Consider the following 25,924-nt stretch of genomic DNA (forward strand, 5'->3'; position numbering starts at 1 on the left):
AACGAATAAGGGGGTTATGTCATGAACAAGTTCGAGAAAAATGTACAATCTAAAAACAACGACGTAATCGATTCAGGACTCGCATTTGTAGTTGGGTTCGCAGCACTTACTCTAATTTATGTAATTGCACAAGTATTTGGAATCGTTGCTGGATAAAACAAGCTACTATGCATGTAGCTTGTTTTTTTATTCTTTTTTTACGCAATGATCCTTCTGTTTAGACAATTTGGACCTAATACACATTTTATTTCTCTTAATAATCATTTCAATCATTCCATCATCTTTTGTATTTAAAATGAACTTATCATTTTGCGTTAACCGTTCTATTACTACATTATGTGGATGCTTATATCTATTATTTACACCTGCACTAACTAGCGCATAATTAAAAGATAACTGAACGAGTTCTTCACTAGTACTCGTATCAGAACCATGATGACCAACTTTGAGTACATCAAATGTGTTTAGTATTGGTATTATCTTTTTCTCTTCTTCAATTCTCGCATCTCCTAAGAACAAAAATGAAAATTTATTTAACGAAACATCTAAAATAATTGAATTGGCATTTGATTCTTTAGTGAATTGCTCTTTTATTGTTAAATTCCTTATTCTTATATTTCCAATGTTAAATTGGGATAAATGATCACTGTGTATTAACTTTGAATGTTCTCCCTGATATGACTCTAAAAAGAAATCAAGCTTATCATCATTTAAATTAATCATAATTCGGTTTACATCTATGTTTTCATATATATGACTAAATTCTCCAATATGATCATTATCAAAGTGCGTAAGTACGAGTAAATCAATCTTCCGTATACCCTGTTCTTTTAAATAAGGCAACACCGTCTTATCTGAAAGTCTAACCCTTGGTGCTTCTCTATAATAACGTCCACCAGTATCTATTAATATCGCAACATCGTTCTTTAGATCTTGTATTAAAAGTGAATCTCCCTGACCTACATCTATCATTGTCACTTTAAAATCATTTTTACTGTAGTTAGCAAAAGTAATAATAACTGTAAGAAGTAGGACGATGTGAACGACCAATTGCTTAAACTTCTTTCTTGCGACTGTTTTAATGATAAAATAAGTGAGTAAGATAATTAAGATAGTAATATACGCGTTAAAATTTTTGATGACAACACGATGTTCTATCACAGTGCTTAGAAATAAAATAAATTTATGATTGTATGAAAAGATTATATTTAGAATTGAGTCGAGTGTTACAGGAAAGATTGTGAAGAGTGCAACGTTAAATATTAATGTTGCAGGAAATATAATAAGCGTAAACAATGGGTCAAAAATTAGGTTCATTAATAGACCACTTAAAGATATCTCATTGAAGAACACGAGTATTATTAACAGTGTTGAGAATTCCGCTATAAGTGTTATTAAGAAAAGTTGTAAGATTGAATGCATATTAGAAATGTTTTTTCTGCAAAGTAATATCGTAAACGTCGTTAAGTATGAAAGTGCGAATCCTGCATTATAAATAATAAATGGACTAAACCCCAATTGAACAAGTGCAGAGATAGATATGACCGCAACATATGGCTTCTTTTTTAAGAACGAGGATATTATTAATAGTGTTGACATAAATACTGCTCTAAATACACTCGGATTGAAAACGTTGATTAGTAAAAATAATATAAGCATAATAATAGTTATCATTTTTATAATCTCAATTGGTATTCTAAACATCTTTAATATCACAAAAATAGCAACTGACAAGTACGCAACGTGTGTTCCTGATATTACATACAGATGATAGATTCCAAGTTTTTGTAGTGCATAAAATAATTCATTCGTAAGAAAGATCTTACTTCCTATAGAAAGCATCAGCATATCTCCGATGTAAGAATGCTCTGAACTTGCTTTCACTTTTACTATGTAGTTAAAACGCATTTCATTTAATTTAGTGATAAACGTATGTTTATATCTATAACAGGTAATTTCTGATAAATCTTCCAAGTATATTTTGCCACTAAGATTCTTAGACAAGTTTTTCCTAATCTCATTACGCTTAATAAAGTTGCGTTCAATTTCAGCATTAACCACATCAACTTTTGTTAATGTGCGACAGACACTTCCAATTGGAATTCTCTCTCCTTTCTCTACATACATAATAAAATTTTTATTATCAGATTCAATTTTATAACCTATATTATCCTCATAATATTCATAATCAATTACTCTAAATGTAACTATAGGTGATTCTGTTGACCTCAAGTCATAGTTATAATAAATAGTACCAAATATTATTAAACCTAATGCATACAATACCGTTTCTTTTAGATGGAATCCTTTTCTAATAAGCTTAAAGATAAAAACAGACAAAAAAAATAACCCAAGTACTGGGTTACTCACAATTAAACAACTGATTACAATGATCATCACACTGTTAAAGAATATCATAGTGATGACTCGTCTAGGAATTTTTTTAGGCGTATAATATCCAAATCTACTTTAGTAGCTGTAGCACCTGTCTTTTCAATAAGTTCAATCGCATATGGATGATTTCTATAGTTTTCTCTATAGTAGATATTAATAACACCGGCTTGTAGTAAGGCTTTTGTACAGTTAATGCATGGAAAGTGTGTAACGTACACACTAGCTCCTTCAGTTGACACACCATTCTTAGAACATTGCAATAGTGCGTTTACTTCTGCATGTATAGTACGGATACAATGTCCGTCTTCTATATAACATCCGTGATCTGTACAGTGGTGTTCACCAGATACTGCCCCATTATATCCACCAGCAATAATACGGTTATCCTTTACTAAAGTCGCACCCACAGAAAGTCTTGAGCATGTCGATCGTAATGATAGTAACATCGCTTGTGCCATGAAGTATTCATTCCAATTAATTCTCTTCATCATTTAATCTCCTATTGTTATATAAGGTTTTAAATTCTCTAGTGTTTTCTCGCCAATACCAGGTATGTTAAGTAAATCTTCCATTTTCATAAACAAACCATTTTCTTCACGATAAGCTAAGATTGTCTGAGCTTTCTTCTCACCAATACCATTTAAGGTCATGAGTTCTGCTTCATTTGCTGTGTTTACATTCACTTTTATTTCCTCATCCGTTTTTGTGTCATTTAAAGAGATTGTTTTAGGCATCGTTTCACCTTTAATCGGCACATAAATTATCATTTCATCTTTAAGCTTCTCAGCCTGGTTTATGAGTGCTAAGTCCGCATCACTTGTGATTCTTGCAAGTTCTATAACATTTTTCACACGACCATCTTTCGGCACTTCGTAAACTCCTGGATTATAAACTGCACCTTTCACTTCAACAAATACTGTGGAGAGTGGTTCAGGTGTTAATTCATCTTCTGTTGGTGCTGCACTGATACTCTCTATTTCTGAGTGTTCTATGACTTCAATCGGATGGTTTTTATCCTTAAAGAACAAGAATAATGATGTAAATAAAGCAACAAACACAGCAAAAAATCCTAGCCATTCTTTGTATTTAAAAAATAATTCAGTAATAGTTTACACCTCCATAAAAGAATCTCTTATAAACATATAGGTGTTTTTACTGAATTATCTTTTTTATTTTAATTTAATTATGAAAAAATTTCTTTCGCATACGTCTAATACATCATTATCAGGATCAAAATCACTGAACGTTGAGATAACATCAAAACCTAATTCATCCAGTAGTTCCACAACAGTTTGATGTTTAAATCCCTGCTGATAATGAGTTTCTTGATACTTATCGTATTTGTTGTCTTCATCTTTAATAAAATAGGTGATATCATGAATAACAGACAGCTCTTCGACGCCATTTGATACTTCCCAGATATAAGTAATTTCTGGTGTATCATCCATATAGATTTCTCCGTCGAATTCATTCAATATTTTAAATTCACTATGCATATCAAAAATAAATACACTGTTTTCATTCATATGGTTACTTACACTTAAAAGAGCGGTCTTTAATTCATTAATATTAGAAACATAGTTCAATACGTCAGCTGTAGCAATAATGAGATCAAAAGATTCATCAAGTTCAAAATATTTCATATCTTGCACATAGAATTCACAGTTTGGTGCATTACTCTCAGCTATTTCTATCATTGTAGCTGAATTATCGATACCAACTCGTTTGTCTGCTACAAGCCTATTCAGAATTTCACCTGTACCACATCCAACGTCTAAGATTGACGTGTTTTTATTATATTTATTGATAATGTCTAACCAAAGATTATAGGGAAAGTCGTAGTTCATGACTTTGTATACATAACTAAACTTTTCGTATTTAGACTTCAATTGCTTCTCCATCATAGAAGAGACGCTCAAGATTATAGTATTCACGTTCTGTTTTCATAAACACATGCACAATCACGTCATCTACATCGATTAATACCCACTTACCTTCTCTGTATCCTTCAATATGTGTATCAATCTCTAATTCTTCTGCTACTTCTTGTACTTCATCAGCAATCGCTTTAACTTGTCTATCTGAAGTACCGTGACAAATAATCACGTAATCACTTACCGAGCTCGTTTGACTCACATCGAAGACACGAATATCGTATGCACGTTTGTCATCAACGGCATTTGTTAATTTATCTAAAATTAATTTAGAATCCAAAATATCATTCCTTTATATTACTGTAATAGTTATAACATTCAAAAGTTTTACTAAAAATCATGCGATCCTTAGAAATTAAGTGTAATAAGTTTGCTTTAGTAATTAAGAAAACAGCTTTGTCTAAATTCTTTTCACCAAAGACTACTTTTCTAATACCCTTTACTCCGGGGATTTCTCTTCTAGGTTCAATATAATCTGCAACAAACACAATTTTTTCAACAAGCGTCATATTACTTCTACCTGAAGTATGGTTCTCCATCGCATATAATACATCTGCATCAGTCACACCGTGTTCTGTTTTCATAATATGTGCTGCGATAGGACCGTGCAATATTTCAGATTTAAACTGGAGATATTCAGGGGCTAAATGAAACTTCTTAACAATTTTTTGCATGCCCTTTAAGTCATCATACTTCGCATAATCATGAAGCATACCAGCTAAAAAACACTTTTTCTCGTTAGCTCCAAAAATTTTTGCCATCTGAACTGCAGTATCTGCAACTCTACATGAGTGTTGGAATCTACGGTCAGGAAGTTTCGCTTTTGCTAGATTGATTGCCTCACTTTTCTTCATAAAGATTATGCTCCTTAATATATGTGTATACTTGTTCATTTAAAAGGTGTGAATATTGTTGTTCAAGTTTAATTCTCTTTCTAATCTCACTTGAACTGACTTCAAAAACACGTGTCTCTTTCTCTAGAAACGGCTTATCTATTCTTATATTACTTCCAGAACGTCTTAAAACGATAAAATTAGCAAGTTCTAAGAGTTCTTCATAATTATGCCACTTATCAAATGAGTTGTATTGATCTTCCCCCATTATAAAATAAAGTTCAGCACCTACGTGTCTTTTCATAAGTTCAAGCATCGTGTCATAAGTGTAACTCACGCCACTTCTTTCTAGTTCAAGTGAATCTATTTCTACAAAATCCAAGTACTTCGTTGCGCGTTTAATCATCTCAACTCTGTCAGAATCTTTAATAGGCTTATCCGTTTTATGTGGTGACTGTGCAGCGGGTATCACGATCACTTTATCTAAATCAAAATGCATCTTTGCTTCACCAATGGCATTTACGTGTCCGAGATGAATCGGATTAAAAGTACCTCCGAAGATACCAATTTTCATTATGGTAACTTGATTTCCTTGTTCTCTTTAGATTCACGATATAAAACAATTGTTTTACCAATGATTTGTGCAACGTGTGCATGTGTGCCTAATGCTAACTTTTCAGCGACATCATTTTTATCTTCTGGACTGTTCTGTAAAATAGACACTTTTAGGATTTCGTGGATTTCTAAATAATCGTCTATTTGAGATATTAAATTATCGTTCACGCCATCTTTACCAATTTGAAATACTGGTTTTAAATTATGAGCTATACTTCTTAAATATCTGCGTTGTTTTCCTGTTAAATTCATAAATTTTCCCTTTCTATAAAAGCGGCTCTTACCACTTCTCGGTTCCCTTTTTTATCTGTCCAAATTTCATATGCATCCATCGCTTGGCCGATCAGCATATCGAGACCATTCTTATTGTTTTCAAAATGACTCATAAATGGAGTGATTTCTGAATTATAAATTAAATCCATTCCAATTGTATCATCGTGAACTACTTGTTCCAAATTGAAAGATTTAAATGCATCTTCTCCGTTTAGACCAAGCGGTGTCGCATTAACAATGACATCGAATTTAGATTCATATTCGCTGCCAAAAATATGAATTTTAAAATTTTTATTCTCGAAACTTTTAAAGCTTTCCATGCGTCTCGCAGCAATCGTCACATCATGACCGAATGATAAGTGTGCCGAAAGAACAGCTTTGCTCGCACCACCAGCACCTAAGATAAGTACTTTTTTAAAGTCTTCACCAAATGCATCGGAGTATGATTGCTTATACCCTGTAACATCTGTATTATACCCTGTATATTTACCATCAACAATTTTTACCGTATTCACTGCACCAATAACACGTGCGCTATCGGATATATAGTCTAGATAGGGTATTATCGTTTCTTTGTGTGGCACTGTAACATTAAAACCTGAGAGATCATGAATCCTAGTAATTCCTCTTATATTTTTAATATCAATCGGTTCAACATCAATCGCAGAATATCTATGTCCATCATTATTCTCTGTGAAATTTACTTGATGTAAAAATGGTGAAAATGAGTGTGCAATCGGATGACCAATAACTGCAAAATTCATAATTACACTCCTTTAAATACGGATGGTCGAAGTGATACTTCTACCCCTTTTGGAACTGTAACATCTACTTCAACACCTTCATCAATAGATACAAAAGTTAGACCACTTATTAAGATATCACTTCTCTCTGTCGTTCTAAATGAAAATATGTCTGTGTCTTCGATTAGAATCGGACTCTCAATCTCTGGGGGTGCTAGTAATGTGTCGTAATGTTTACTATAAAAATCTGTTGCTGTTTCAGTTTTTGTTCTATGAATTTTAAGTTTATCTGACGCATAAACTGTGAAGCTACTTCTCTCACCTTTAACAAAATCGACGCGTGCTAGACTAGAGATGAAAAGTGTCTGTCCTTCATTTAACTGGAAATTTTTCGGTTTGATCTCTTTTTTTGGCATAATCACTTTTAAGTCTTTTGGTGAAATAAAGTGCGTCATCTGTGAATCAACCACAACCCCCGGTGTATCAATAAAGCTCTGTGTTTCTGAAATTGGAATATCTATTAACCCTAGTGTCGTACCCGGAATATTCGATGTCGTGATAACATCCTTCTCTCCAGTACTGTCTTCTATTAATTTATTGATTAACGTTGATTTTCCTACGTTAGTTGTACCAACAATATAAATATCCTGTCCTTTTGATTCTTTGCTCACAATGTCAAGTAACGCCTTTAAATTATGCCCTTTTATTGCAGAAATAGTGATTGTTTCGTGAGCTGTAATCCCCTCATCTGCAAGCATTTTTTTCGCTCTTGAAATCACACGATTCATGTTAGTTGATTTAGGTAATAAATCGACTTTATTAATTACCGCAATGACACGTTTATTACCTACGATTCTGTTAAATGATGGTATTAAGCTACCTTTAAAATCAAATACATCAATAATTTTAAGTACTATACCATCTTTTTCAAAAATCGAGTTTAACATCGTCATGAATTCTCCCGATTCCATCATGACATCTGGCGTTTCATTATAATTTTTTAATCTAAAACATCTCTGACAAATAACGTCTTCATCTTGCATTCTGTTTGCTGGTACGAATCCAGGTTGAGTCTTATCTTCTGATTGAAGCGCTGCTCCACAACCAATACATTTATACATTGCCACTATTTTCCCTCCAATTAATGAGTTCTTTATTGTCCATCCATTTCATAACAACGCGTTCCATACGTCTATTTAAGAATGTTGCATATCCGTCTTTATCTTTAATTGGTAATACTAGTATTGAATCAACGCCTACACGATTAGCGCCTAACACGTCTGTCATAAGCTGATCGCCTACCATAACAACTTCACGTTTTAACACATTTAACATGCGTAAACCAAGGTGAAAATTTTTCATTAATGGTTTTCTTGCGCTGTGAATATAGTTTAAATCGTGCGGTATAGCAAATCTTTCAACACGATTACGATTTCCGTTAGATAAAATCAGTACTTCGATTTCATTTTCTTTTAACTCTTTAATCCAATTAAGAACTTCCTCATTTGCATTTGAATCATCAAAAGCAACTAAAGTATTATCCAAGTCGATCATAACTGCTTTTTTGTTTTTGTTTTTTAACATCTCCACACTAATTTCTGAAAAACGGTTAACATACTCACTTGGTAGAAAGTACTTTTCAATCAATTTTTTCATACAAATACCCTCATTTTAAATATAATACAAAAAAGCGCCTAATAATAGGCGCCATTTTATTACTCTTCAATCTCAAATTGTTCAGCTTCTGTATCTTTGTATACGAAAAAGCCAATGATTGTTGTAATAACCACTGCAAGAATCATTAAGAAAAGCATTGTACCCCTCCGTTATCACAGTTTCCTTAATACTAATTTTACCGTGTTAGATGAGTGAATACAAGCTTTTAAAAGAAACTCATCATAATTTATATCAGCACTATTATCCGCTTTATCACTCATAGATCGCATGATTAAACATGGGACTTCAAATCTGTGACACACTTGTGCAATAGGAGCAGATTCCATATCAACAGCAAGTGCTTCATTGAATTCATTTAATATAAATTCCTTACGAGCATCGTCATCTATAAAACTATCTCCACTTACAATTAAACCTTCGTGGAAGTTCACATCTCCATACTCATTGAGCGCTTCTACAGCAACTAGTACAGTCTCCTTATCGCCTTCATAGACAAGTGGCATACCTGGTACTTGACCGTATGCATACTCAAAATTAGTTGCATCTACATCGTGATGTATCATTCCACTACCTACTACGATATCTGCAATATCAAGTTTTGGAGATAAAGACCCAGCTACCCCTGTGTTAATAACTAGGTTGGCGTTGAATTGTTGAATTAATAATGTAGTTACAATCGAGGCGTTTACTTTACCAATTCCACATTCAACCAATACAACATTTTTCCCGTATAGTTCACCTGAAAAATATTTAATACCCGCAATCTTCACAATATCTTCAATCGTCATATCATTTTTTAATATTTCGATTTCTGGTTCCATTGCACCAATAATACCAATGATTTTTTTAGTCAATTTTAGTAATCTTAACTTTCATTTCATTGCCGTTTGGTAGTGGTACTTTAACTTCGTCGTTTATTTTCGCACCAATTAAAGCTTGCGCAATAGGTGATTCGTTAGAAATTTTACCTTCAAAAGGATCTGCTTCTGCTGAACCCACGATTTTGTATACTTCTTCGTCACCTTTCGGTAACTCTACGAAAGTGACTGTTTTACCAATTTGAACAGTTGTGTTATCTTTTGAGTCTTCGATGATTTTTGCAAAGCGAATCATCTCCTCAATTTTAGAAATTTCCTGTTCAACAAATCCTTGCTCGTCTTTAGCTGCATCGTACTCCGAGTTCTCTGATAAGTCTCCAAAGCTTCTTGCAACTTTTATTTTTTCTACTACTTCTGGACGTTTTACCGTTTTAAGATGCTCAAGATCCTTTTCTAATTTCTCAAAACCTTCTTGTGTCATTGGGTATTCTTTATTTAAGCTTACATTTTGTTCCATAATAAATTCTCCTTTAAATTAAATCGTAATTACTAATAGTCCGTCACCAACATTAAAATACATGGTGTGATCATAATTTTCTTTGACATAGTGATTAAAGCGGTCTACTTTTTCTTTTAATTTTCTTTTATTTTTATTTTGAATTGTTTCTTCAATTACTAGACCTCTAAGCAAGATATTATCAACAATGATAAATCCACCAGGATTTAGTAAAGGTTTATACTTTTCAAGGAATAGCTGGTTGTTACCTTTTGAAGCGTCAATAAATATCATGTCAAAAGTACCATCTATTTCTACTTCCTTAGCGTTGCCATGAATATTATTCACTCTATCTTGCACATTATATTTTTTAAAGTTTTCATCTGCAATCTTATAGCTATCTTTATTTAGTTCAACTGTCGTAAGCTGAACATCATCATGAACAGAAACAATGTGCAAACCACTATAACCAATTGCTGTACCAATTTCTAAAACTGATTTCACTGATTTTAATTGAATAAAGTTTTTAATGATATTAAGTGCATCACTATCAATAATCGGTATCTTGTTTTCAAGAGCATATTGATAGATATCTGCAAACAACTCGTCTCTAATATTCAGCGCTTCTATATACTGATTTTCATCCATTACATCACCACAAAAAATAAACAACCGACACTAATGGTGTCAGTTGTATAATCATTAATTTGTACTATACCACATACAGAGTAAAAATGAAACTGTTTTCTTTTTCATCATAAAAGTGCAGAAACTCATTAAAAAAGACGCATCCAAAGATGCGCATATTATTAGTCTGCATTAATATATTTCTCTCGTTTTTCTTCGTGTTCTTCTAGCGTCTCAGAGAAGTGATTCACTCCATTTTTGTCAGCTAAAAAGTAATAGTAGTTTGTATTTGAAGGGTTTAATATACTCTGAACTGATTCTGTACCAGGGCCTGCAATTGGACCTGGAGTTAATCCTCTATGTTGATAAGTGTTGAAAGGATCATTCACTTCTAGGTCTTCATATAAAACAACATCTTTATGCTTTCCTTGTGCATAAAGGACTGTAGGATCCGTTTGTAAAGGCATAGAAGGCTCTAGAGCAAGTCTGTTTAAGAAGACACTTGTAATTTTTGCACGATCTGCAAGTGAGGTTGCTTCTTCTTCTACTAGCGAAGCTAACGTCAGGAATTGATGAAATGTTAATGTTTCATTATTACCTTCAATATTTATATTGTATTCATCAACAGATTTATACAGGTTATACGTATTAATTTTAGTTGCGTCTAACATTTGTCTGATCAATTTGTCCATACTCGGTTCTTCTTCAGTGATATCATATGTCGCTGGGAATAAATATCCTTCTAGTGGATATTTGATATCCTCGTCTAATATCTCATCAGTTAACATGTCTGGATAATCTTCAATTAGTTGTTTCATATATTCCTTGTCCTGAATCTTATTGATGAATACTTCTTTTTTGACTGGAAGTGTATTTTCGATTGTGTCACCAATCTCATCAATTGTATAACCTTCAGGAATTGTTAATTTATAGACTACTTCTTCATAAATGATGCCTGTTTCTAACGTTTTAGAAATTGTTTCGAAATCCATTGATGGTGACAAATTATACTGGCCTGCTTGATAGTTAGAAATACTATTTAACCTTAAATACATTTGAAACAAGAAACTATTCTTAATAATTCCACTTTCTTCAAGCATATCACTAATATCACTTGAACTCGCCCCAGAAATAATTTCAACTTGTACAACTTCTTCAGAATCTGGATTTAGTGGTTTAGAACCTGATTTAACGTAGATAAAACCAGAAATTGCTAAGACGATTAGAACTACCGCTAAAATAGACACAATAAAGAGTGAAAGATATGAAGAAACATTCTTTGAGAATCTCACGTCATCATTTTTTTTCATAAGTCCTCCATTGTTTATCTTTAAAAAGTGCTTCCAATTTAAATCGAACTGGAAGCACTGAAATTAATTATTTAATTATTCAACATCATCGAAGTTAGTGTTTACGATTTCTTCAATCATGTCCCACTCTTCGTCTGTCTCAACTGGTAAGAAACGTCCTGTTTCACCATCTTCATCCGGCTCTAAAATCATTGGGATGAGTTCAATTTCAGTTTCGTCGTCATCGTCGTTGAAGTTACCTTCTTCAGCTAATATCACATAGTGTTTATTGAATCCAGGATGTTCAAATTCAAGTAACTTTCGGTAAAGTACTTCATTACCTTCCTCATCGTATAGAGTTAGTAGTTCTTCTTCATTGTTCAAATTTAATTCTTCAGACATATGTCTTCTCCTTAATGGCTATCTAAGTAGCCTTGAAGTATAAATACTGCAGCCATCTTATCGATGACTTTGCTTCTTTTTTTTCTGGATACATCTGCTTCAAGTAATGCGCGCTCTGCTGCAACAGTACTGAGACGTTCATCCCACAACACAATTTTAACACCACTAAAATTATTTTCAAGCAAATTGGAGAAGTACATTGTACGTTCCCCACTTTCGCCAATGGTATTGTTCATATTTTTGGGTAACCCCACTACAATTGTTTTAACCTGATACTCTTTGATGAGTTCTCCAATCGCATCAATCCCATAATCATCATTTAAAGTATCGATTTTTAGTGTAGTTATACCTTGAGCCGTCCATCCAAGCATGTCACTCACGGCAACCCCAATCGTTTTTGTACCTAAATCTAGTCCTAGGGTTCTATCCATCGATTTCTCTCTCAATGTAGAATTTAACTAAGACTTCCATAATCTCATCACGTTCGATATGGCGGATTTGATTTCTTGCATCATTATGTCTAGGAATGAATGCAGGATCGCCACTTTGTAAGTAGCCGACGATTTGGTTTACAGGATTGTAACCTCGCTCTTCTAGTGTTTTATACACATTTGTAAGTACATTCTTAATGTTCATTTTATGAGTATCCTCAACACTAAACTTCATTGTTTTATCGAATTCGTCCATGTAAAACACTCCTGACTACATAATTCTAATGATTATTATACCAAAGAAAAATGCTTATACAAAACTTTTAATATACTCTTCAACAAATTGTAATGCTGCGTTAATATTCCCAACGTTCGTTCCGCCACCTTGAGCTTGATCTGGTCGACCACCACCTTTTCCGTCGACACGCTCTGCCATACCTTTCATGATATCGCCTGCTTTAATATCTTTAGTCAGTGGTTTGGGAACGGATACTATAAGTGAAACTTTGTCGTCAATAATCGATGCTAAGGCAATAATTGAATTTTGCTCACTAGATTTAATCATGTCCATTGTATCTCTTAATTCAGATACGCTTCCTACGTTTACTTCAGTTTTAATCACTGAATAATCGCCAATCTGCACTGTATCATTGCTCAGATCGCTAAGTGCATCTTTCTGTATTGCTGCTTTAAGTTCTTTCAACTCTATTTGCAGTGCTTTTTCACTTCGCTCAAGTTCCACAATCTTAGACTCTACATTTTGTTTCTTCACTTTTAATGAATTTGCAATACGTTCAACTGTTTTCTCTTCTTCTTGTAAGCGTTCGACAGCGTATTTGCTCGTCACTGCCTCAATCCTTCTTACACCAGCACCGATTCCTGATTCAGAAAGAATTTTAAATGTGCCGATTTGACCTGTGTTCCCTACGTGTATACCACCACATAATTCAATAGAATACCCATCGATATCAACAACGCGTACAGCATCGCCATATTTTTCACCAAACAAAGCCATAGCACCTTTTTTCTTAGCATCTTCAATCGGCATTTCTGCAATCTCTACAGCTAAACTTGCATAAATTTTTTCATTTACAATTCTTTCGATTTGTTTAAGTTCTCTATCCTTAAGACCTTCGATATGTGTAAAATCAAAGCGTAGTCTTTCCTTTTCAACCAGTGATCCTGCTTGGTTTGCATGATTACCAATGACATCCTTAAGGGCCTGGTGTAGTAAATGAGTTGCTGTATGATTTTTAATAATAAAATTACGAGCTTCTTTGTTTACTTCTAGACTAAATACATCTGCTATATTAATGACACCTTCTTTTACATGAACTGTGTGAATGTTCTGGCCGTTTGGCGCTTTCGTTACGGCAACAACTTCCATCTTCGCATGTTCATTTTGAATAATTCCAGTATCAGCAACTTGTCCACCAGAAATCGCATAGAACGGTGTTTTATCAAATATAACTTCAACAAAATCATTTCCCTCATATGAATCTAATTTTTCATCGTCTTTAATGATATATAGAAGTTTACCTTCGGACTGAACTGATTCATACCCAGTAAATACGCTTATATCTTTAATACTTGAGTACGTTGCAGATTGCACATTCATTGAATTACTATCTTTTCGTGATGAGCGTGCTCGGTCTTTTTGTTTTTTCATCTCTGTATTAAACCCATCGATATCCACAGTGATTCCGTCTTCTGCTGCATACTCAATAGTCATCTCGATTGGGAATCCGAATGTGTCGTAGAGTTTAAAGGCCTCAGCACCACTAAGGATTTTAGTCGTATCTTTAACGTTGTCTCTCATATCTTCGTAGATTTTAATACCTTCATCAAGAGTTGTTAAGAAACGCTCTTCTTCTTGATGGATCACTTGCTTAATAAATGATTCAGAAGCGGCAATCTCTGGATAGTAATCATTCATCACTTCTTTCACTATTGGAACTAGCTCAGATAAGAACGCTTGTTTAATTCCAAGTTCTTTCCCAAAGCGTGTTGCACGACGGATCAAACGACGTAGTACATAACCGCGTCCTTCGTTTGAAGGTAACGCACCGTCACCAATTGCGAATGCAACTGTTCTAATGTGGTCACCGATGACTTTAAATGAAACGTCATCAACTTCTGAAACACCATATTTTTTTCCACTTAGGTCTTCAACCTTCTGAATGATAGGTATAAACACATCCGTGTCAAAGTTTGTTGGAACATCTTGAATAACACTCGCAAGACGCTCAAGGCCCATACCAGTATCAATGTTTTTGCTTGGTAGTGGGGTATAAGTGTGATCACTATTATGGTTAAATTCAGAGAATACTAGGTTCCAAATTTCAAGATAACGTTCGTTTTCTCCACCTGGATACATCTCACTTCTCTCTTCACCAAAGTCATATGACTCTCCACGGTCGTAGAAAATTTCTGAGTTTGGACCACATGGGCCTTCACCAATATCCCAAAAGTTCCCTTCGATACGAGTAATTTTTGATGGATGTAATCCAATGATTTCATTCCAAATTTTAAATGACTCTTCGTCTTCAGGGTGAATCGTTACAAAAAGTTTATCTTCATCAAAATTCAACCACTCTTCACTTGTTAAAAACTCCCAAGCATATAAAATTGAGTCCTTTTTGAAATATTCTCCAATAGAGAAGTTACCTAACATTTCGAAGAACGTATGGTGTCTTGCAGTAAATCCAACGTTTTCAATATCGTTTGTGCGGATTGATTTTTGTGAGTTTACGATTTTTGGATTCTTTGGGATTTCAGTTCCATCGAAGTATTTTTTTAATGTTGCAACTCCAGAGTTGATCCATAAAAGTGAATCGTCATTCACTGGTACGAGTGACGCACTCGCTTCAATATCATGGTTTTTAGATTCGAAAAAGTGTAAAAACAAACGTCGTAATTCATTAGTAGATAGTTTCTTCATTAATTTTCCTCCGTTAATATAGATAAAAAAATAGAATTCTCCCTAAAAGAGGGACGAATTCTATCCGCGGTACCACCCAAATTATGATTAAATCATCACTTTAGCTTTATTTATTTTTCATACAAATATAGCACGTTAACTATTCTTGTGTTGTTTTCACCAATCACAACATCTCTTCTTTGCCAAATAATTAACTCAGTATTTGTTTATATACTTATAAGAATAAATTATATGAGAATATACTTGAATCGTCAATTAAAATCGAAGGGTGTTACGCCATTCATGTTAATCATAGGGTCTATTCTTTTCTCTATAACCATAGATTCTGTCAACATAAATGACTTTGGATTACTTGATTCTTCAATAACGATATCTTTATCTTCTAATTTTTCATAGATTTTAAATATTTCGTGCAAATATGTTTCGAGCATCGTGTTTCTCTTGATACCCTCACGTTTGATACCATTTAAAAATGAGTTTGCATCTCCACATATAATTAAGCTATCTTTCGCCCTTGTAACTCCTGTATAAATAATATTCTTCTGAAGCATATGATAGTAACTTGGAACAATTGGCATTATGACGATTGGGTATTCACTTCCTTGCGCTTTGTGAATACTTGTGCAGTAAGCGTGTGCAAGTTCTGATAAGTCTTTTCTTTCATACGTAATTAAGTTGCCATCAAAATCTACTGTGACACTTTCTTTACTGCCTTCGTGTGAGTCTACAATTGAATGAATAATTCCAGCGTCTCCATTAAACACATTGTCTTCACGTCTGTTGATGAGTTGGATTACTTTATCGCTTTCTCTAAATACTTTTTCCCCAATTACAATTTCATTCTTTTCATTTGTTCTTGGATTCAAGACTTTTTGTAAGACTTGATTTAATGCATTGATACCAGCTGGTCCACGATATATTGGTGCTAATACTTGGACATCTCTCATGTCAAAACCACGTTCTACTGCTTTCTTTACAATGATATCTACAACATCTGCAATCTGATCCGTACGTGCTTCTATGAACGAACGGTCATCGTGACGCTCTTTTATGTTCACCTGTTGACCATTGTTAATTTCGTATGCAAGCTTCACGATTGAAGAACCTTCCGCTTGTCTATAAATCGTTTTCAACTTCGTTACAGGAATGACCCTAGATTCAATTAAATCTTTAAAAACTGTTCCCGGTCCAACGGATGGAAGCTGTGCGTCATCTCCAACAAATACGATTTGAGTTTCTGGCAAAACATTCTTAATGAATTGATAAAAGAGCCATGTATCTACCATAGACATCTCATCGACAATAATAAATTCTGTATCAATAATATTATCTATGATTTCAGTGTCTTCGGTTTCACGGCCCCATCCAATCAATCTGTGGATAGTAGAAGCGTCAATTCCAGTTGTCTCTTTCATGCGCTTTGCAGCACGACCAGTAGGAGCGGCAAGCTGAATTGGATATAATCCGTCAGAATTATCATGGTCAATAAAAGGCTTGATGTCATTCAACTGACGTATTGTCTCAATGATTCCTTTAACGATCGTCGTCTTACCGGTACCTGGCCCCCCAGTGATGATAGAAAGTGGTGAACGAACTGCATGTGTAATCGCATCCTTTTGTTCTTCGTTGTAAGTAATATTAAGCTCTGTCTCAACACGGTTGATTATGCGTTCAATCTCTTTTGTACTCACATGTTTCATTTCTACTTGAGATAATTCATAGATTTTATTTGCTGAGTTTTTTTCACTATAGTAAAATAGTTTATCTGTGATTCTGTCGTCTTGTACAACGAGTTTGTCATCTGATGCGAGAGTATTCACTTGCTCTGTTACGTCTTCAGTATCAAAATAACTAACTTCATCATTTAATAGAGTTAATGTGTCTGTTATTAGATTGTCAAGCGTAATATATGTATGTCCTTCTTCGTTTAAAGCACGCTCTAAACAATAGTGAATGCCAGCTGATAGTCTATCACTGGAATTTTTCTGAATACCCGCTTTTAGAGCTATAAGGTCTGCCTTTTTAAACCCTATGCCAAAAATATCCTCAACGAGTTTATACGGCGTATTTGTTAAAATGTTTAATGTTTCACTTTGATAAGTATCAAATATTTTTGCACGCTTAACAGGTTCAATACCGAGCTCAATCATTATGAGATCTGCTTCTTCAGTCGCATAGTTCTCTTTAATTGTTCTATAAATCATGCGTTTTCTAGAATCAGAAATACCAGGTACATCGTGAAGCACTGTATAATCTTCAGCAATTTTTTTTAACGCATTGATGCCGAGTGTATTTACAACTGCTTCTGCAGTTTTAGGCCCGACACCTACAAATTTATTTCCAGATAAATATTCTACAAGCCCATCTTCAGATCGTGGAATATCTTTTTTAAATTCTTTAGCTTGAAACTGTTTGCCATATCTTTGATGTTCAGTTACTTGACCAGTAAAACGGTACGTTTCACCTTCGTTGATGTCATAAAAGTTGCCTGTGACAATCGTTTCATCTATTAATTCAGTGTTTGTTTCATGAATAAATAAGACACACACATAGAAGTGATTGTCTTTGTTATGAAAAATTACACGGTCAATTTCACCAATAACAAATGGCTCATCATCAAGTGTCATCTGTGTCATATTTATTCTCCTTACTTTACTCATCTAATTGCTTATTAATCTCTTTTAAAACATGGTGCGCTAATAGATGATCCTGTTGAATTCTAATTGCTGTTTCAAAATGAGTTTTAGCACGCAATAAATCACTATCTCTAGTCAATTTCACAAGTCCGAGATTGTATTCCGCATCCGCATGTTCTTCTAGGGATGTAACTCTATTAAGCAATGATTCTCCTTGACCTAACAGACCTAACTGACATAGAAGTACACCGTACTGAAATAGAATTTCAGCGTCATCGTTATCTTTAATTGCCACTTCAAAAAATGGAATAGCCATGCGCGCTTCGTTTAAATTCACATGACATAAAGCGATCATATAATTTAAATCAATATCTTCAGACATTTTATCATATATAGATAAAAACAGCGTTCGCGCATCATAATATTTTCCTTCTTCATAATAAATGTTTGCCAATGAGTATATTGCGAGTGTATTGTCTTCAGCAATTTTAATTGCACGCTCTAAGAATTTCACTGCTTCTTCTAATTTATGAAGTTTATATAGAACAAGTCCACCATTTATATAGTGGACTTCATTATTTTTTTCAATCTCAATTTGCTCAAAAATTTTCTTTAAGGCCGCTTCATAATCACCCGATTCAATTAAGTGTTCATAAGTTAGAGTCATGCGAGATACTCCAATCTCTTGCCATTTTTGAAGACTTTATCGATTGTTGCGCCTCCGATTACACGTTCTCCGTCATAGAGCACAACGGCTTGACCTGGTGTAATTGCACGTGTAGGTTCTAAAAAGGTTACTTCAATTACATCTTCACCAATTCTTTTAACAGATACTTTCGTGTCTTTTTGACGATATCTGAATTTAGCTGTCGCTGTGAATTCATTTAAGACGTTGTTAATGAAGTTGACTTCCGTTGCAATCAAGCTTGTAGAATATAGATACTCGTTGTCATAACCTGAAACAACATAGAGTTCATTAGTTTCTAAATTTTTACCAGCAACGAAGTACGGACCACCTGAACCGCCAATACCGAGACCTTGACGTTGACCAATAGTGTAATACATTAAGCCATCATGATTACCTTTTTCTTCACCAGATTCAAAGTCAATAATCTTACCAGGGTTTGCTGGAAGATAATTTGAAAGAAACTCTTTAAAGTCTCTTTCACCAATAAAGCAAATGCCTGTTGAGTCTTTTTTGTCTTTTGTTGCAAGATCATATTTGTGGGCAAGTTCTCTTACTTCACTCTTCTCTAAGTGACCAAGCGGAAACAATGTTTTTTCAAGCTGATTTTTAGTTAATTGGTTTAGGAAATACGTCTGATCTTTGTTATCGTCGACTCCACGTAACATTTGTACTTCACCATCATGTGTAACACGTGCATAGTGACCTGTAGCAACATAGTCAGCACCAAGTTTCATAGCATAGTCTAAGAATGCATTGAACTTAATTTCTTTATTACACATGACGTCCGGGTTTGGTGTACGTCCTCTGTTGTACTCTTCTAGAAAATATTTAAATACACGATCGTAATATTCTTTTTCAAAGTTTACTGCGTAGTATGGGATCCCAATTTGTTCCGCAACTTTTCTTACATCCTCATAGTCCTCAGTTGCTGTACAAACACCGAACTCGTCTGTGTCATCCCAGTTTTTCATAAAAATTCCGATAACATTATATCCTTCGTCTTTCAGAACTTTGGCTGTTACGCTTGAGTCAACACCTCCACTCATACCGACAACTACGGTTGTATTACTATTATCTTTCATATTTTTTCATCCTTTATTTTAAACTTTCATATATTTCTTTGAATATTGTAGCTGCTTTCTTAATTTCATCTTCTGTCGTCATATAATTTAAGCTCACTCTAATTGAGCGGTTGGCACGATTTTCATCATACATATCAGTAATCACGTGTGATGGTTGAACAGTGCCTGCGTTGCATGCAGATCCCCCTGACACATACACATCTTTCAAATCTAATCTCGTCAACATAATATCTGTCGTGACAAACGGTAAATATATGTTGATGATGTGAGGACTCACATTTTTTGATGCATTTAGCTCATATGGGACACCAAGTGAGTTTAGTTCTGATAAGAATAAATTTTTTAATAATTGTTCTGTCGCTCTTCTCTCATCAAAGTCACGTACTGCTTTGCGTACTCCTACTGAAATTGCATGTGCATAGATTAGATTCTCGGTTCCTGCACGGCGCCCGCGTTCTTGTTCTCCACCATAAATTAATGGGTTTAACTTACTATCAGATTTAATATATAGTAAACCAATCCCTTTTGGTGCCCCTATTTTATGACCACTGATACTCATGTAATCGACATCTAATTTTGACATATCAAGTGGAACATGACCGAGTGCTTGCGCTGCGTCAATGTGTATTAGTATACCCGTATCTCTTAACATTTCACAGATTTCTTTAATTGGCTGGATCGTACCTGTTTCATTATTAACATAGTGAATTGTTATGAGTTTCGTGTTGTCTCTTATTTTAGATTTTAAGTCATCGATGTTAATGAGACCTTCACTATCTGTCTCTACAAAGCTTACCTCAATATTTTTATCTTGTTCCAGTTTTTCTAAGATAGACTTATGCTCAAGCTTCGTTGTAATGATGTGTGCATTTTTGTTTGCACGACTTACACTCTCTAACACCGTATTATTTGATTCTGTTGCACCACTAGTAAAAATAATCTCATTTGGATCTACAAAGATGTTATCTGCGATTAGTTCTCTCGCACGTTCTAATCTTATTTTTGCATTTTTTCCAAGTTTATGAACGGAAGATGGGTTACCATAATGTGTCGATACCATCATCATCTTACTTAGAATTTCTCTATCTAGCGGATTCGTTGCCGCATAGTCTAAATATATCGGTGTGTTTTCTTGCATTTTAAGCCTCTCCTTAGTACTTTATCAGTTAACTATTTTACCATGTTTGTTGCCCAGTTTATAGTCCACTGCTCAAAGCAATTAAATAGACTTTTAATGTATGTTTTATAATAATAGTTTTGAGGAGAGATTACATGAATAAAAACTTAGCAATTTCGGTTTTAAATTTAGTATATGTAAGAGAAGGTTATGATACTAAAGATGCGCTTGATAGAATGGTCGAACTTGCGCAGCACCTCGATCATTCTTCTTATAAAAGGTATTGGATTAGTGAGCATCATAATATGAGGTCAATCGCCTCGAGTGCGACGCGCCAGCTAATTCACTATACAGCTTCAAAAACAGAAAAGATTAGAGTGGGGTCTGGTGGTGTGATGCTACCAAACCACACTCCATATATAGTAGCTGAAGATTTTGGTACAATGTTTGAACTATACGGAGACCGTTTTGATATTGGACTTGGGCGCGCACCAGGGACAGATATGATGACAGCACGTGCAATTCGTCGGGATATCAATGTCGGCGTGTTTAATTTTAAAGATGAAATTCAAGAACTTCAATTCTTTTTATCTGACCAAGAATCACAAGTGATCGCGAATCCCGGTACCGGAACAAATATTCCATTATATGTATTAGGAAGTTCAACAGACTCAGCATACATTGCTGCAGAACTTGGATTACCATATGCATTCGCCTCACACTTTGCACCTAAAATGATGGAAGAAGCTTTTGAAATTTATGAGCGAAATTTCCAAGCAAGTGAGCAATTAGACAAACCATATAAGATGGCAACGCTAAATGTAATCATGGCAGATACAGATGAAGATGCTGATGTTCTTGCATCGAGCCACTATCAAAACATATTGAGCATGATTAAGCATGATAGAGCACCAATGAAGAAACCAATCGAAGATATGAGTAAAAAGTGGTCAACTCATGAACAATTTGTTATAGAGAGCCAGTTCCCTATTCAAATAAAAGGTAGTAAGGATACTGCTAAGAAGCAGCTAGAATTCTTCCAACAAAAACACAATGTTGATGAACTGATTATCGCATCTGCAATTTACGATACAGAAGCTTGGAAAAAATCATACAATTTATTTGAAGAAATCGTAAACGAACTTTTAGTTCAATAAGAGAATAAGCACCTAACGATATCGTTAGGTGCTTATTTTCTTGATTAAGAAATTAATAATCTCTCTCTTTATTTTTTCTAATGTATAAAATAATAACTGTGAAGGCAGCGACTTGAATTAATAAAATTGGAATGATTATCACTAGTAAATTAATCATTTAATTTTTCGTTCACTCTTTCTAATGTTTTTAGAGTAACTTCAACCATCGTCTCTACTCCATATTTTAGCGCATCTTCGTTTAATTTAAAACCTGGGTTATGAAGTGGTTTTTGACCTTCACCAATTGATGTACCAAGCCAGTAATATACACCAGGATACTTTTTTAAGAATCTTCCGAAGTCTTCTCCTCCGAGCGAAGGTCTTAAGCTCGGTACTGATTCTTCACCATATTTTTTACTTATGACTGATTTTACTTGAATAGCGATTTCCTCATCATTCACCGTTGCCGGATATCCATCATAGTAATCAATCTCTACTTTACCTTTGAATGCAGCAATTGTTTCTTCAACCACTTCATGGAAGCGTCTCTTAATGAGTTCTTTTACATCATCTGACTGAGTACGGATTGTTCCATTTAATTCAGCCTCTTCAGCAATTACGTTATATGCAGTTCCTGCTTTTACTGTACCAATAGTAAGCACTGCTGGGTCAAATGGATCGACATTTCTAGACACTATCGTTTGTAAGTTTGAGATCAATGCATTCATCATAATGATTGCATCGTTCGTTTCATTTGGCATTGCAGCATGTCCGCCAGTTCCAGTTATCTTGATTTTGAATCGATCAGAATTTCCCATGATGGGCCCACTCATCACACCGAATTGTCCAACAGGTAAACCTGGCCATACGTGTTGAGCGAGTAAAACATCTGGTTCGTATTCATCAAAAATACCATCGTCCATCATCGCTTGAGAACCTCCTGTTGGTGAGTTTTCTTCTGCAGGTTGGAATATAAGTAAAATCACTCCACTTATTTCTGATCTACGTTCGTTCAAAATCCTCCCAACAGTTACAAGCATAGACGTGTGGGCGTCATGTCCACATGCATGCATTATATTTTCTACTTTAGATGAAAATGGTTCTCCACTGGATTCATTTATGGGTAAAGCATCCATGTCAGCTCTAATCCCTACGATTCCACCCGGTTTTTCACCTTTGATAATTCCTAAGATTCCATGCTTTGCATATCCTTCCTTAAAAGGGATTCCATATTCTGTTAGCTTTTCTTTAACTCTTCTCGATGTATTTTCTTCCATCATAGATAGTTCAGGATTCTCGTGAAGTTCCCGCCTAAAGTTTATTGTATCTTGTATGTAATTATTCATAGTACACACCTTTCTTTTATACACTCAATTATAAACAAATATTTCCTAAAGGTCACAAACGACATATTTTTAAATAAATTAACTCTTTTACAGCCTTGCATTTGTAAGTGATTGCTATAATGAAGGGTAAGGTTTTAAAATCAATAGAATGATTTATAAGTTCTTTACTTTTAATATTACGTCTCATAAATTTGATAAAAAGTCAACAAATCAATTGCTATACATCATGTTGTTTAAACTTTAAAATAGAGTTATAAAGAACATAGAGGTGCACGCCATGTTATTAAAAAAACAAATAAAGTATTTAAATCGTTTTAGAGAAATTGCTGTTTTATTTTCAAAAAGTGGCCTCGGTTTTATAATTGAAGAATCAGGGTTAGACAGAATTCTCTCTTTGCCGAGACGCCTAATCACTAAACAAACCGTTTCAGATGAAAAAACTTTTGCAGAACGCATTCGAATCTTTTTAGAAGAAGCGGGGCCTACATTCATAAAGCTTGGCCAGATCGCTTCTACACGTGGTGATATTATACCAGATAATATCATCTCAGAACTTGAAAAACTTCAAAATCATGTGCCTCCATTCGAAACTGAGGTTGCAAAAAGCTTAATAGAAGAATCGTTAGATATTAAAATTGATGAGGTCTTCTCTATTTTTGAGGATGAACCCATCGGTTCCGCCTCCATTGGACAAGTTCATCGTGCTGTCCTTCATGACGGTCGCGTCGTTGCGATCAAAGTCCAAAGACCAGATATTGAAAAACAAGTACGTGCTGATCTAGAAATATTAAGAACGATCGCGCAAACTGCTGAAAATCATTTTGGTTGGGCAGAACAATATCAAGTTACAAGTATTGTTGACGAACTTGCGAATGCAATGATTGATGAAATGGACTATATGATAGAAGCAAGAAGTATGGAACGACTTAGAAAAGCATTTAAAGACGATCCAAACACCGCTTTCCCAGAATGTATACTCCAATTAACTAACAAAACCGTGCTTACAATGGATTATTTAGACGGTGTATCTATTAGAGATACTGAAGTAATAGAAGACTTAAATATCAGTACCGAAAAGCTTGCAGAAATTTTATCGAAAACAATATTTACTCAAATTTTTAACCTTGGATTTTTTCATGCAGATATCCATCCAGGTAACATCATCGTGTTAAGAGATGGACGTCTAGGCTTTATTGACTTTGGAATGGTTGGAACACTGACAAATGATTTACGATACAATTTCGGAAATATTCTGATTGGTATGATGCAACGTGATTCAACTAAGGTAGTACGTTCTATCATCCGAATGGGAGTCGTACCAGATGTTGTTGACGTAAATGATCTATATCGTGAAGCGGAAATATTACAAGATAAATACTACGATATTCCGTTAGCACAGCTCAACTTTAGCGATGCTGTAGATGATTTATTCTCTATTACAAACCATTATCACATTCGTCTACCTAAAGACTTTACGTTATTAGGTAAAACACTCATTACTCTTGAAGGAAATATTGAGTTACTCTCAAAAACATTCAGCATTATCGATGTTGCGGAACCATTCGGTAAAAAATTGGTCTTAGAGAGATTCAACCCGAAGCGTTTCGTAGAAACTAAGATGGTCGATTGGGTGGAAATTCAAGAAGATGCGGCAAATGCTGCACAAAATTTACATCAATTTACAAAAGGTCTTAAAAACAGAGAATTACCAATACGAGTCAAAGTTGATGGACGAAAAGAGATCAGCAAGCATGCCGATAAAATCATTAATAGACTGAGTTTCAGTTTAGTATTACTTTCACTATCCATTCTAATGGTAGGGCTAATCATAGGTGCGTCGATTCTTGGTGAAGGCTCTATATTATTTAAGTTTCCTATTATCGAGATTGGTTCTGTACTCGCAGTTTTCATGTTCCTATGGCTTATTTACTCCATATTTAAAACAGGTCGGTTATAAACTGACCTGTTTTATTAAATTAAATGTAAAACATATATTCTTCTATTTCGTCAGGACTAGTGATGAGATCATAAAGAGAAGTATTTTTCATAACACCACTAATTGCATCTCTCATCTCTCGCCATAAATATTTTTCATTTTTTGTATCTTTTTCATCTTGTTCAATGATGAGTATATTTTCTCCTACTGCTTTAAAAATCATATACACTGAAATTTCTTCAGGTGGCATGTTTAACTCATACCCCCCGTATGCTCCACGTGTGCTCTTAACTAGTTTTGCTCTTTTAAGTTTCGCTACAATTTGTTCTAAATACAAATCACTGATTTCACGTTCAGTTGCTACTGACTTAACAGAACGACGCTCTACGTTGTAGCTATCAGCTAAAACTGTCATGAAATAAAGCCCATATCTTCCTTTAGTTGAGATAAACAAAGTTTCACCTCTCGAATTAAGTCTGAAATTAATGTACAATATACACTACTTCATTA

General features: G+C 34.4%; 28 protein-coding genes. 3 read left to right on the forward strand and 25 right to left on the reverse strand.

What is annotated here, in order from left to right; genetic code table 11:
• The first annotated feature begins 21 nt into the window (after positions 1-21).
• On the forward strand, positions 22-156 hold the full coding sequence (locus H9D55_RS05980; RefSeq protein ID WP_186077743.1) for a YqzM family protein: 135 nt from the start codon (positions 22-24) through the stop codon (positions 154-156).
• A gap of 30 nt (positions 157-186) precedes the next feature.
• On the opposite strand, the gene H9D55_RS05985 is transcribed toward H9D55_RS05980, so the two are convergent.
• The 23 genes from H9D55_RS05985 to H9D55_RS06095 all read right to left on the reverse strand — a co-directional run bounded on the left by H9D55_RS05985 (position 187) and on the right by H9D55_RS06095 (position 21,017).
• Entirely contained in the window at positions 187-2,418 is a 2,232-nt protein-coding gene (locus H9D55_RS05985) for a DNA internalization-related competence protein ComEC/Rec2 (RefSeq protein ID WP_186077745.1), read from the reverse strand.
• Positions 2,415-2,882 (reverse strand): ComE operon protein 2, encoded by a 468-nt coding sequence (locus H9D55_RS05990; protein WP_186078205.1) that lies wholly within the window; start codon positions 2,880-2,882, stop codon positions 2,415-2,417. Before H9D55_RS05990 ends, H9D55_RS05985 begins: the two co-directional genes overlap by 4 nt.
• Positions 2,883-2,885: 3 nt before the next feature.
• Positions 2,886-3,452, reverse strand: a complete 567-nt coding sequence (locus H9D55_RS05995) for a helix-hairpin-helix domain-containing protein (protein ID WP_186077747.1) — start codon at positions 3,450-3,452, stop codon at positions 2,886-2,888.
• Positions 3,453-3,563: 111 nt separating this feature from the next.
• Positions 3,564-4,283, reverse strand: coding sequence for a class I SAM-dependent DNA methyltransferase (locus H9D55_RS06000; RefSeq protein WP_186077749.1), 720 nt, complete (start codon positions 4,281-4,283; stop codon positions 3,564-3,566).
• On the reverse strand, positions 4,273-4,608 hold the full coding sequence (rsfS, locus tag H9D55_RS06005) for a ribosome silencing factor (protein ID WP_186077751.1): 336 nt from the start codon (positions 4,606-4,608) through the stop codon (positions 4,273-4,275). Before rsfS ends, H9D55_RS06000 begins: the two co-directional genes overlap by 11 nt.
• Before the next feature lie 4 nt (positions 4,609-4,612).
• Positions 4,613-5,182, reverse strand: a complete 570-nt coding sequence (gene yqeK / locus H9D55_RS06010; RefSeq protein WP_186077753.1) for a bis(5'-nucleosyl)-tetraphosphatase (symmetrical) YqeK — start codon at positions 5,180-5,182, stop codon at positions 4,613-4,615.
• Positions 5,169-5,735 (reverse strand): nicotinate-nucleotide adenylyltransferase, encoded by a 567-nt coding sequence (gene nadD / locus H9D55_RS06015; protein WP_186077755.1) that lies wholly within the window; start codon positions 5,733-5,735, stop codon positions 5,169-5,171. The genes yqeK and nadD overlap by 14 nt, the downstream gene beginning before the upstream one ends.
• Entirely contained in the window at positions 5,735-6,028 is a 294-nt protein-coding gene (gene yhbY, locus H9D55_RS06020) for a ribosome assembly RNA-binding protein YhbY (protein ID WP_186077757.1), read from the reverse strand. Before yhbY ends, nadD begins: the two co-directional genes overlap by 1 nt.
• On the reverse strand, positions 6,025-6,813 hold the full coding sequence (locus H9D55_RS06025) for a shikimate dehydrogenase family protein (RefSeq protein ID WP_235963127.1): 789 nt from the start codon (positions 6,811-6,813) through the stop codon (positions 6,025-6,027). Before H9D55_RS06025 ends, yhbY begins: the two co-directional genes overlap by 4 nt.
• A gap of 2 nt (positions 6,814-6,815) precedes the next feature.
• Positions 6,816-7,922 carry a ribosome biogenesis GTPase YqeH gene (gene yqeH, locus H9D55_RS06030; protein WP_377275352.1) on the reverse strand — a complete coding sequence of 369 codons (1,107 nt, stop codon included), beginning with the start codon at positions 7,920-7,922 and terminating at the stop codon, positions 6,816-6,818.
• Positions 7,906-8,448, reverse strand: a complete 543-nt coding sequence (locus H9D55_RS06035) for a YqeG family HAD IIIA-type phosphatase (RefSeq protein WP_186077759.1) — start codon at positions 8,446-8,448, stop codon at positions 7,906-7,908. The genes yqeH and H9D55_RS06035 overlap by 17 nt, the downstream gene beginning before the upstream one ends.
• A 173-nt stretch (positions 8,449-8,621) precedes the next feature.
• Positions 8,622-9,323: a 5'-methylthioadenosine/adenosylhomocysteine nucleosidase gene (locus H9D55_RS06040; protein WP_186077761.1), complete on the reverse strand. Its 702-nt coding sequence runs from the start codon at positions 9,321-9,323 to the stop codon at positions 8,622-8,624.
• Entirely contained in the window at positions 9,316-9,804 is a 489-nt protein-coding gene (greA, locus tag H9D55_RS06045; protein WP_186077763.1) for a transcription elongation factor GreA, read from the reverse strand. Before greA ends, H9D55_RS06040 begins: the two co-directional genes overlap by 8 nt.
• An 18-nt stretch (positions 9,805-9,822) precedes the next feature.
• Complete coding sequence (locus tag H9D55_RS06050; RefSeq protein ID WP_186077765.1) at positions 9,823-10,431, reverse strand: O-methyltransferase; 609 nt, start codon at positions 10,429-10,431, stop codon at positions 9,823-9,825.
• 161 nt (positions 10,432-10,592) lie between these two features.
• Complete coding sequence (mltG, locus tag H9D55_RS06055; RefSeq protein ID WP_186077767.1) at positions 10,593-11,720, reverse strand: endolytic transglycosylase MltG; 1,128 nt, start codon at positions 11,718-11,720, stop codon at positions 10,593-10,595.
• Between the two features lie 75 nt (positions 11,721-11,795).
• Positions 11,796-12,101, reverse strand: coding sequence for a DUF1292 domain-containing protein (locus tag H9D55_RS06060; protein ID WP_186077769.1), 306 nt, complete (start codon positions 12,099-12,101; stop codon positions 11,796-11,798).
• 11 nt (positions 12,102-12,112) lie between these two features.
• Positions 12,113-12,532 (reverse strand): Holliday junction resolvase RuvX, encoded by a 420-nt coding sequence (gene ruvX / locus H9D55_RS06065; protein ID WP_186077771.1) that lies wholly within the window; start codon positions 12,530-12,532, stop codon positions 12,113-12,115.
• Positions 12,525-12,788, reverse strand: coding sequence for an IreB family regulatory phosphoprotein (locus H9D55_RS06070; RefSeq protein ID WP_186077773.1), 264 nt, complete (start codon positions 12,786-12,788; stop codon positions 12,525-12,527). The genes ruvX and H9D55_RS06070 overlap by 8 nt, the downstream gene beginning before the upstream one ends.
• A gap of 54 nt (positions 12,789-12,842) precedes the next feature.
• The gene (gene alaS / locus H9D55_RS06075) at positions 12,843-15,473 is read right to left on the reverse strand and encodes an alanine--tRNA ligase (protein ID WP_186077775.1); all 2,631 of its coding nucleotides are present in this window, start codon (positions 15,471-15,473) and stop codon (positions 12,843-12,845) included.
• 251 nt (positions 15,474-15,724) lie between these two features.
• The gene (gene recD2, locus H9D55_RS06080; RefSeq protein WP_186077777.1) at positions 15,725-18,109 is read right to left on the reverse strand and encodes an SF1B family DNA helicase RecD2; all 2,385 of its coding nucleotides are present in this window, start codon (positions 18,107-18,109) and stop codon (positions 15,725-15,727) included.
• Positions 18,110-18,125: 16 nt separating this feature from the next.
• Positions 18,126-18,776 carry a tetratricopeptide repeat protein gene (locus tag H9D55_RS06085; protein WP_186077779.1) on the reverse strand — a complete coding sequence of 217 codons (651 nt, stop codon included), beginning with the start codon at positions 18,774-18,776 and terminating at the stop codon, positions 18,126-18,128.
• Positions 18,773-19,879, reverse strand: coding sequence for a tRNA 2-thiouridine(34) synthase MnmA (mnmA, locus tag H9D55_RS06090; protein ID WP_186077781.1), 1,107 nt, complete (start codon positions 19,877-19,879; stop codon positions 18,773-18,775). The genes H9D55_RS06085 and mnmA overlap by 4 nt, the downstream gene beginning before the upstream one ends.
• A 13-nt stretch (positions 19,880-19,892) precedes the next feature.
• On the reverse strand, positions 19,893-21,017 hold the full coding sequence (locus H9D55_RS06095) for a cysteine desulfurase family protein (protein ID WP_186077783.1): 1,125 nt from the start codon (positions 21,015-21,017) through the stop codon (positions 19,893-19,895).
• A 134-nt stretch (positions 21,018-21,151) separates the two neighbouring features.
• Here H9D55_RS06095 and H9D55_RS06100 point away from each other — a divergent pair, with 134 nt between their 5' ends.
• Entirely contained in the window at positions 21,152-22,153 is a 1,002-nt protein-coding gene (locus tag H9D55_RS06100) for an LLM class flavin-dependent oxidoreductase (protein WP_186077785.1), read from the forward strand.
• Between the two features lie 149 nt (positions 22,154-22,302).
• Here the strand turns inward: H9D55_RS06100 and H9D55_RS06105 are convergent, their stop codons facing one another.
• Complete coding sequence (locus tag H9D55_RS06105; protein ID WP_186077787.1) at positions 22,303-23,478, reverse strand: M20 metallopeptidase family protein; 1,176 nt, start codon at positions 23,476-23,478, stop codon at positions 22,303-22,305.
• 277 nt (positions 23,479-23,755) lie between these two features.
• On the opposite strand from H9D55_RS06105, the gene H9D55_RS06110 reads away from it, so the two are divergent.
• Positions 23,756-25,435: an ABC1 kinase family protein gene (locus tag H9D55_RS06110; RefSeq protein WP_186077789.1), complete on the forward strand. Its 1,680-nt coding sequence runs from the start codon at positions 23,756-23,758 to the stop codon at positions 25,433-25,435.
• A gap of 19 nt (positions 25,436-25,454) precedes the next feature.
• Here H9D55_RS06110 and H9D55_RS06115 read toward each other — a convergent pair whose 3' ends face one another.
• The gene (locus tag H9D55_RS06115) at positions 25,455-25,907 is read right to left on the reverse strand and encodes an RrF2 family transcriptional regulator (RefSeq protein WP_328795565.1); all 453 of its coding nucleotides are present in this window, start codon (positions 25,905-25,907) and stop codon (positions 25,455-25,457) included.
• Positions 25,908-25,924 lie beyond the last annotated feature (17 nt).

The organism is Phocicoccus pinnipedialis (assembly GCF_903994035.1).
Lineage (GTDB): Bacteria > Bacillota > Bacilli > Staphylococcales > Salinicoccaceae > Phocicoccus > Phocicoccus pinnipedialis.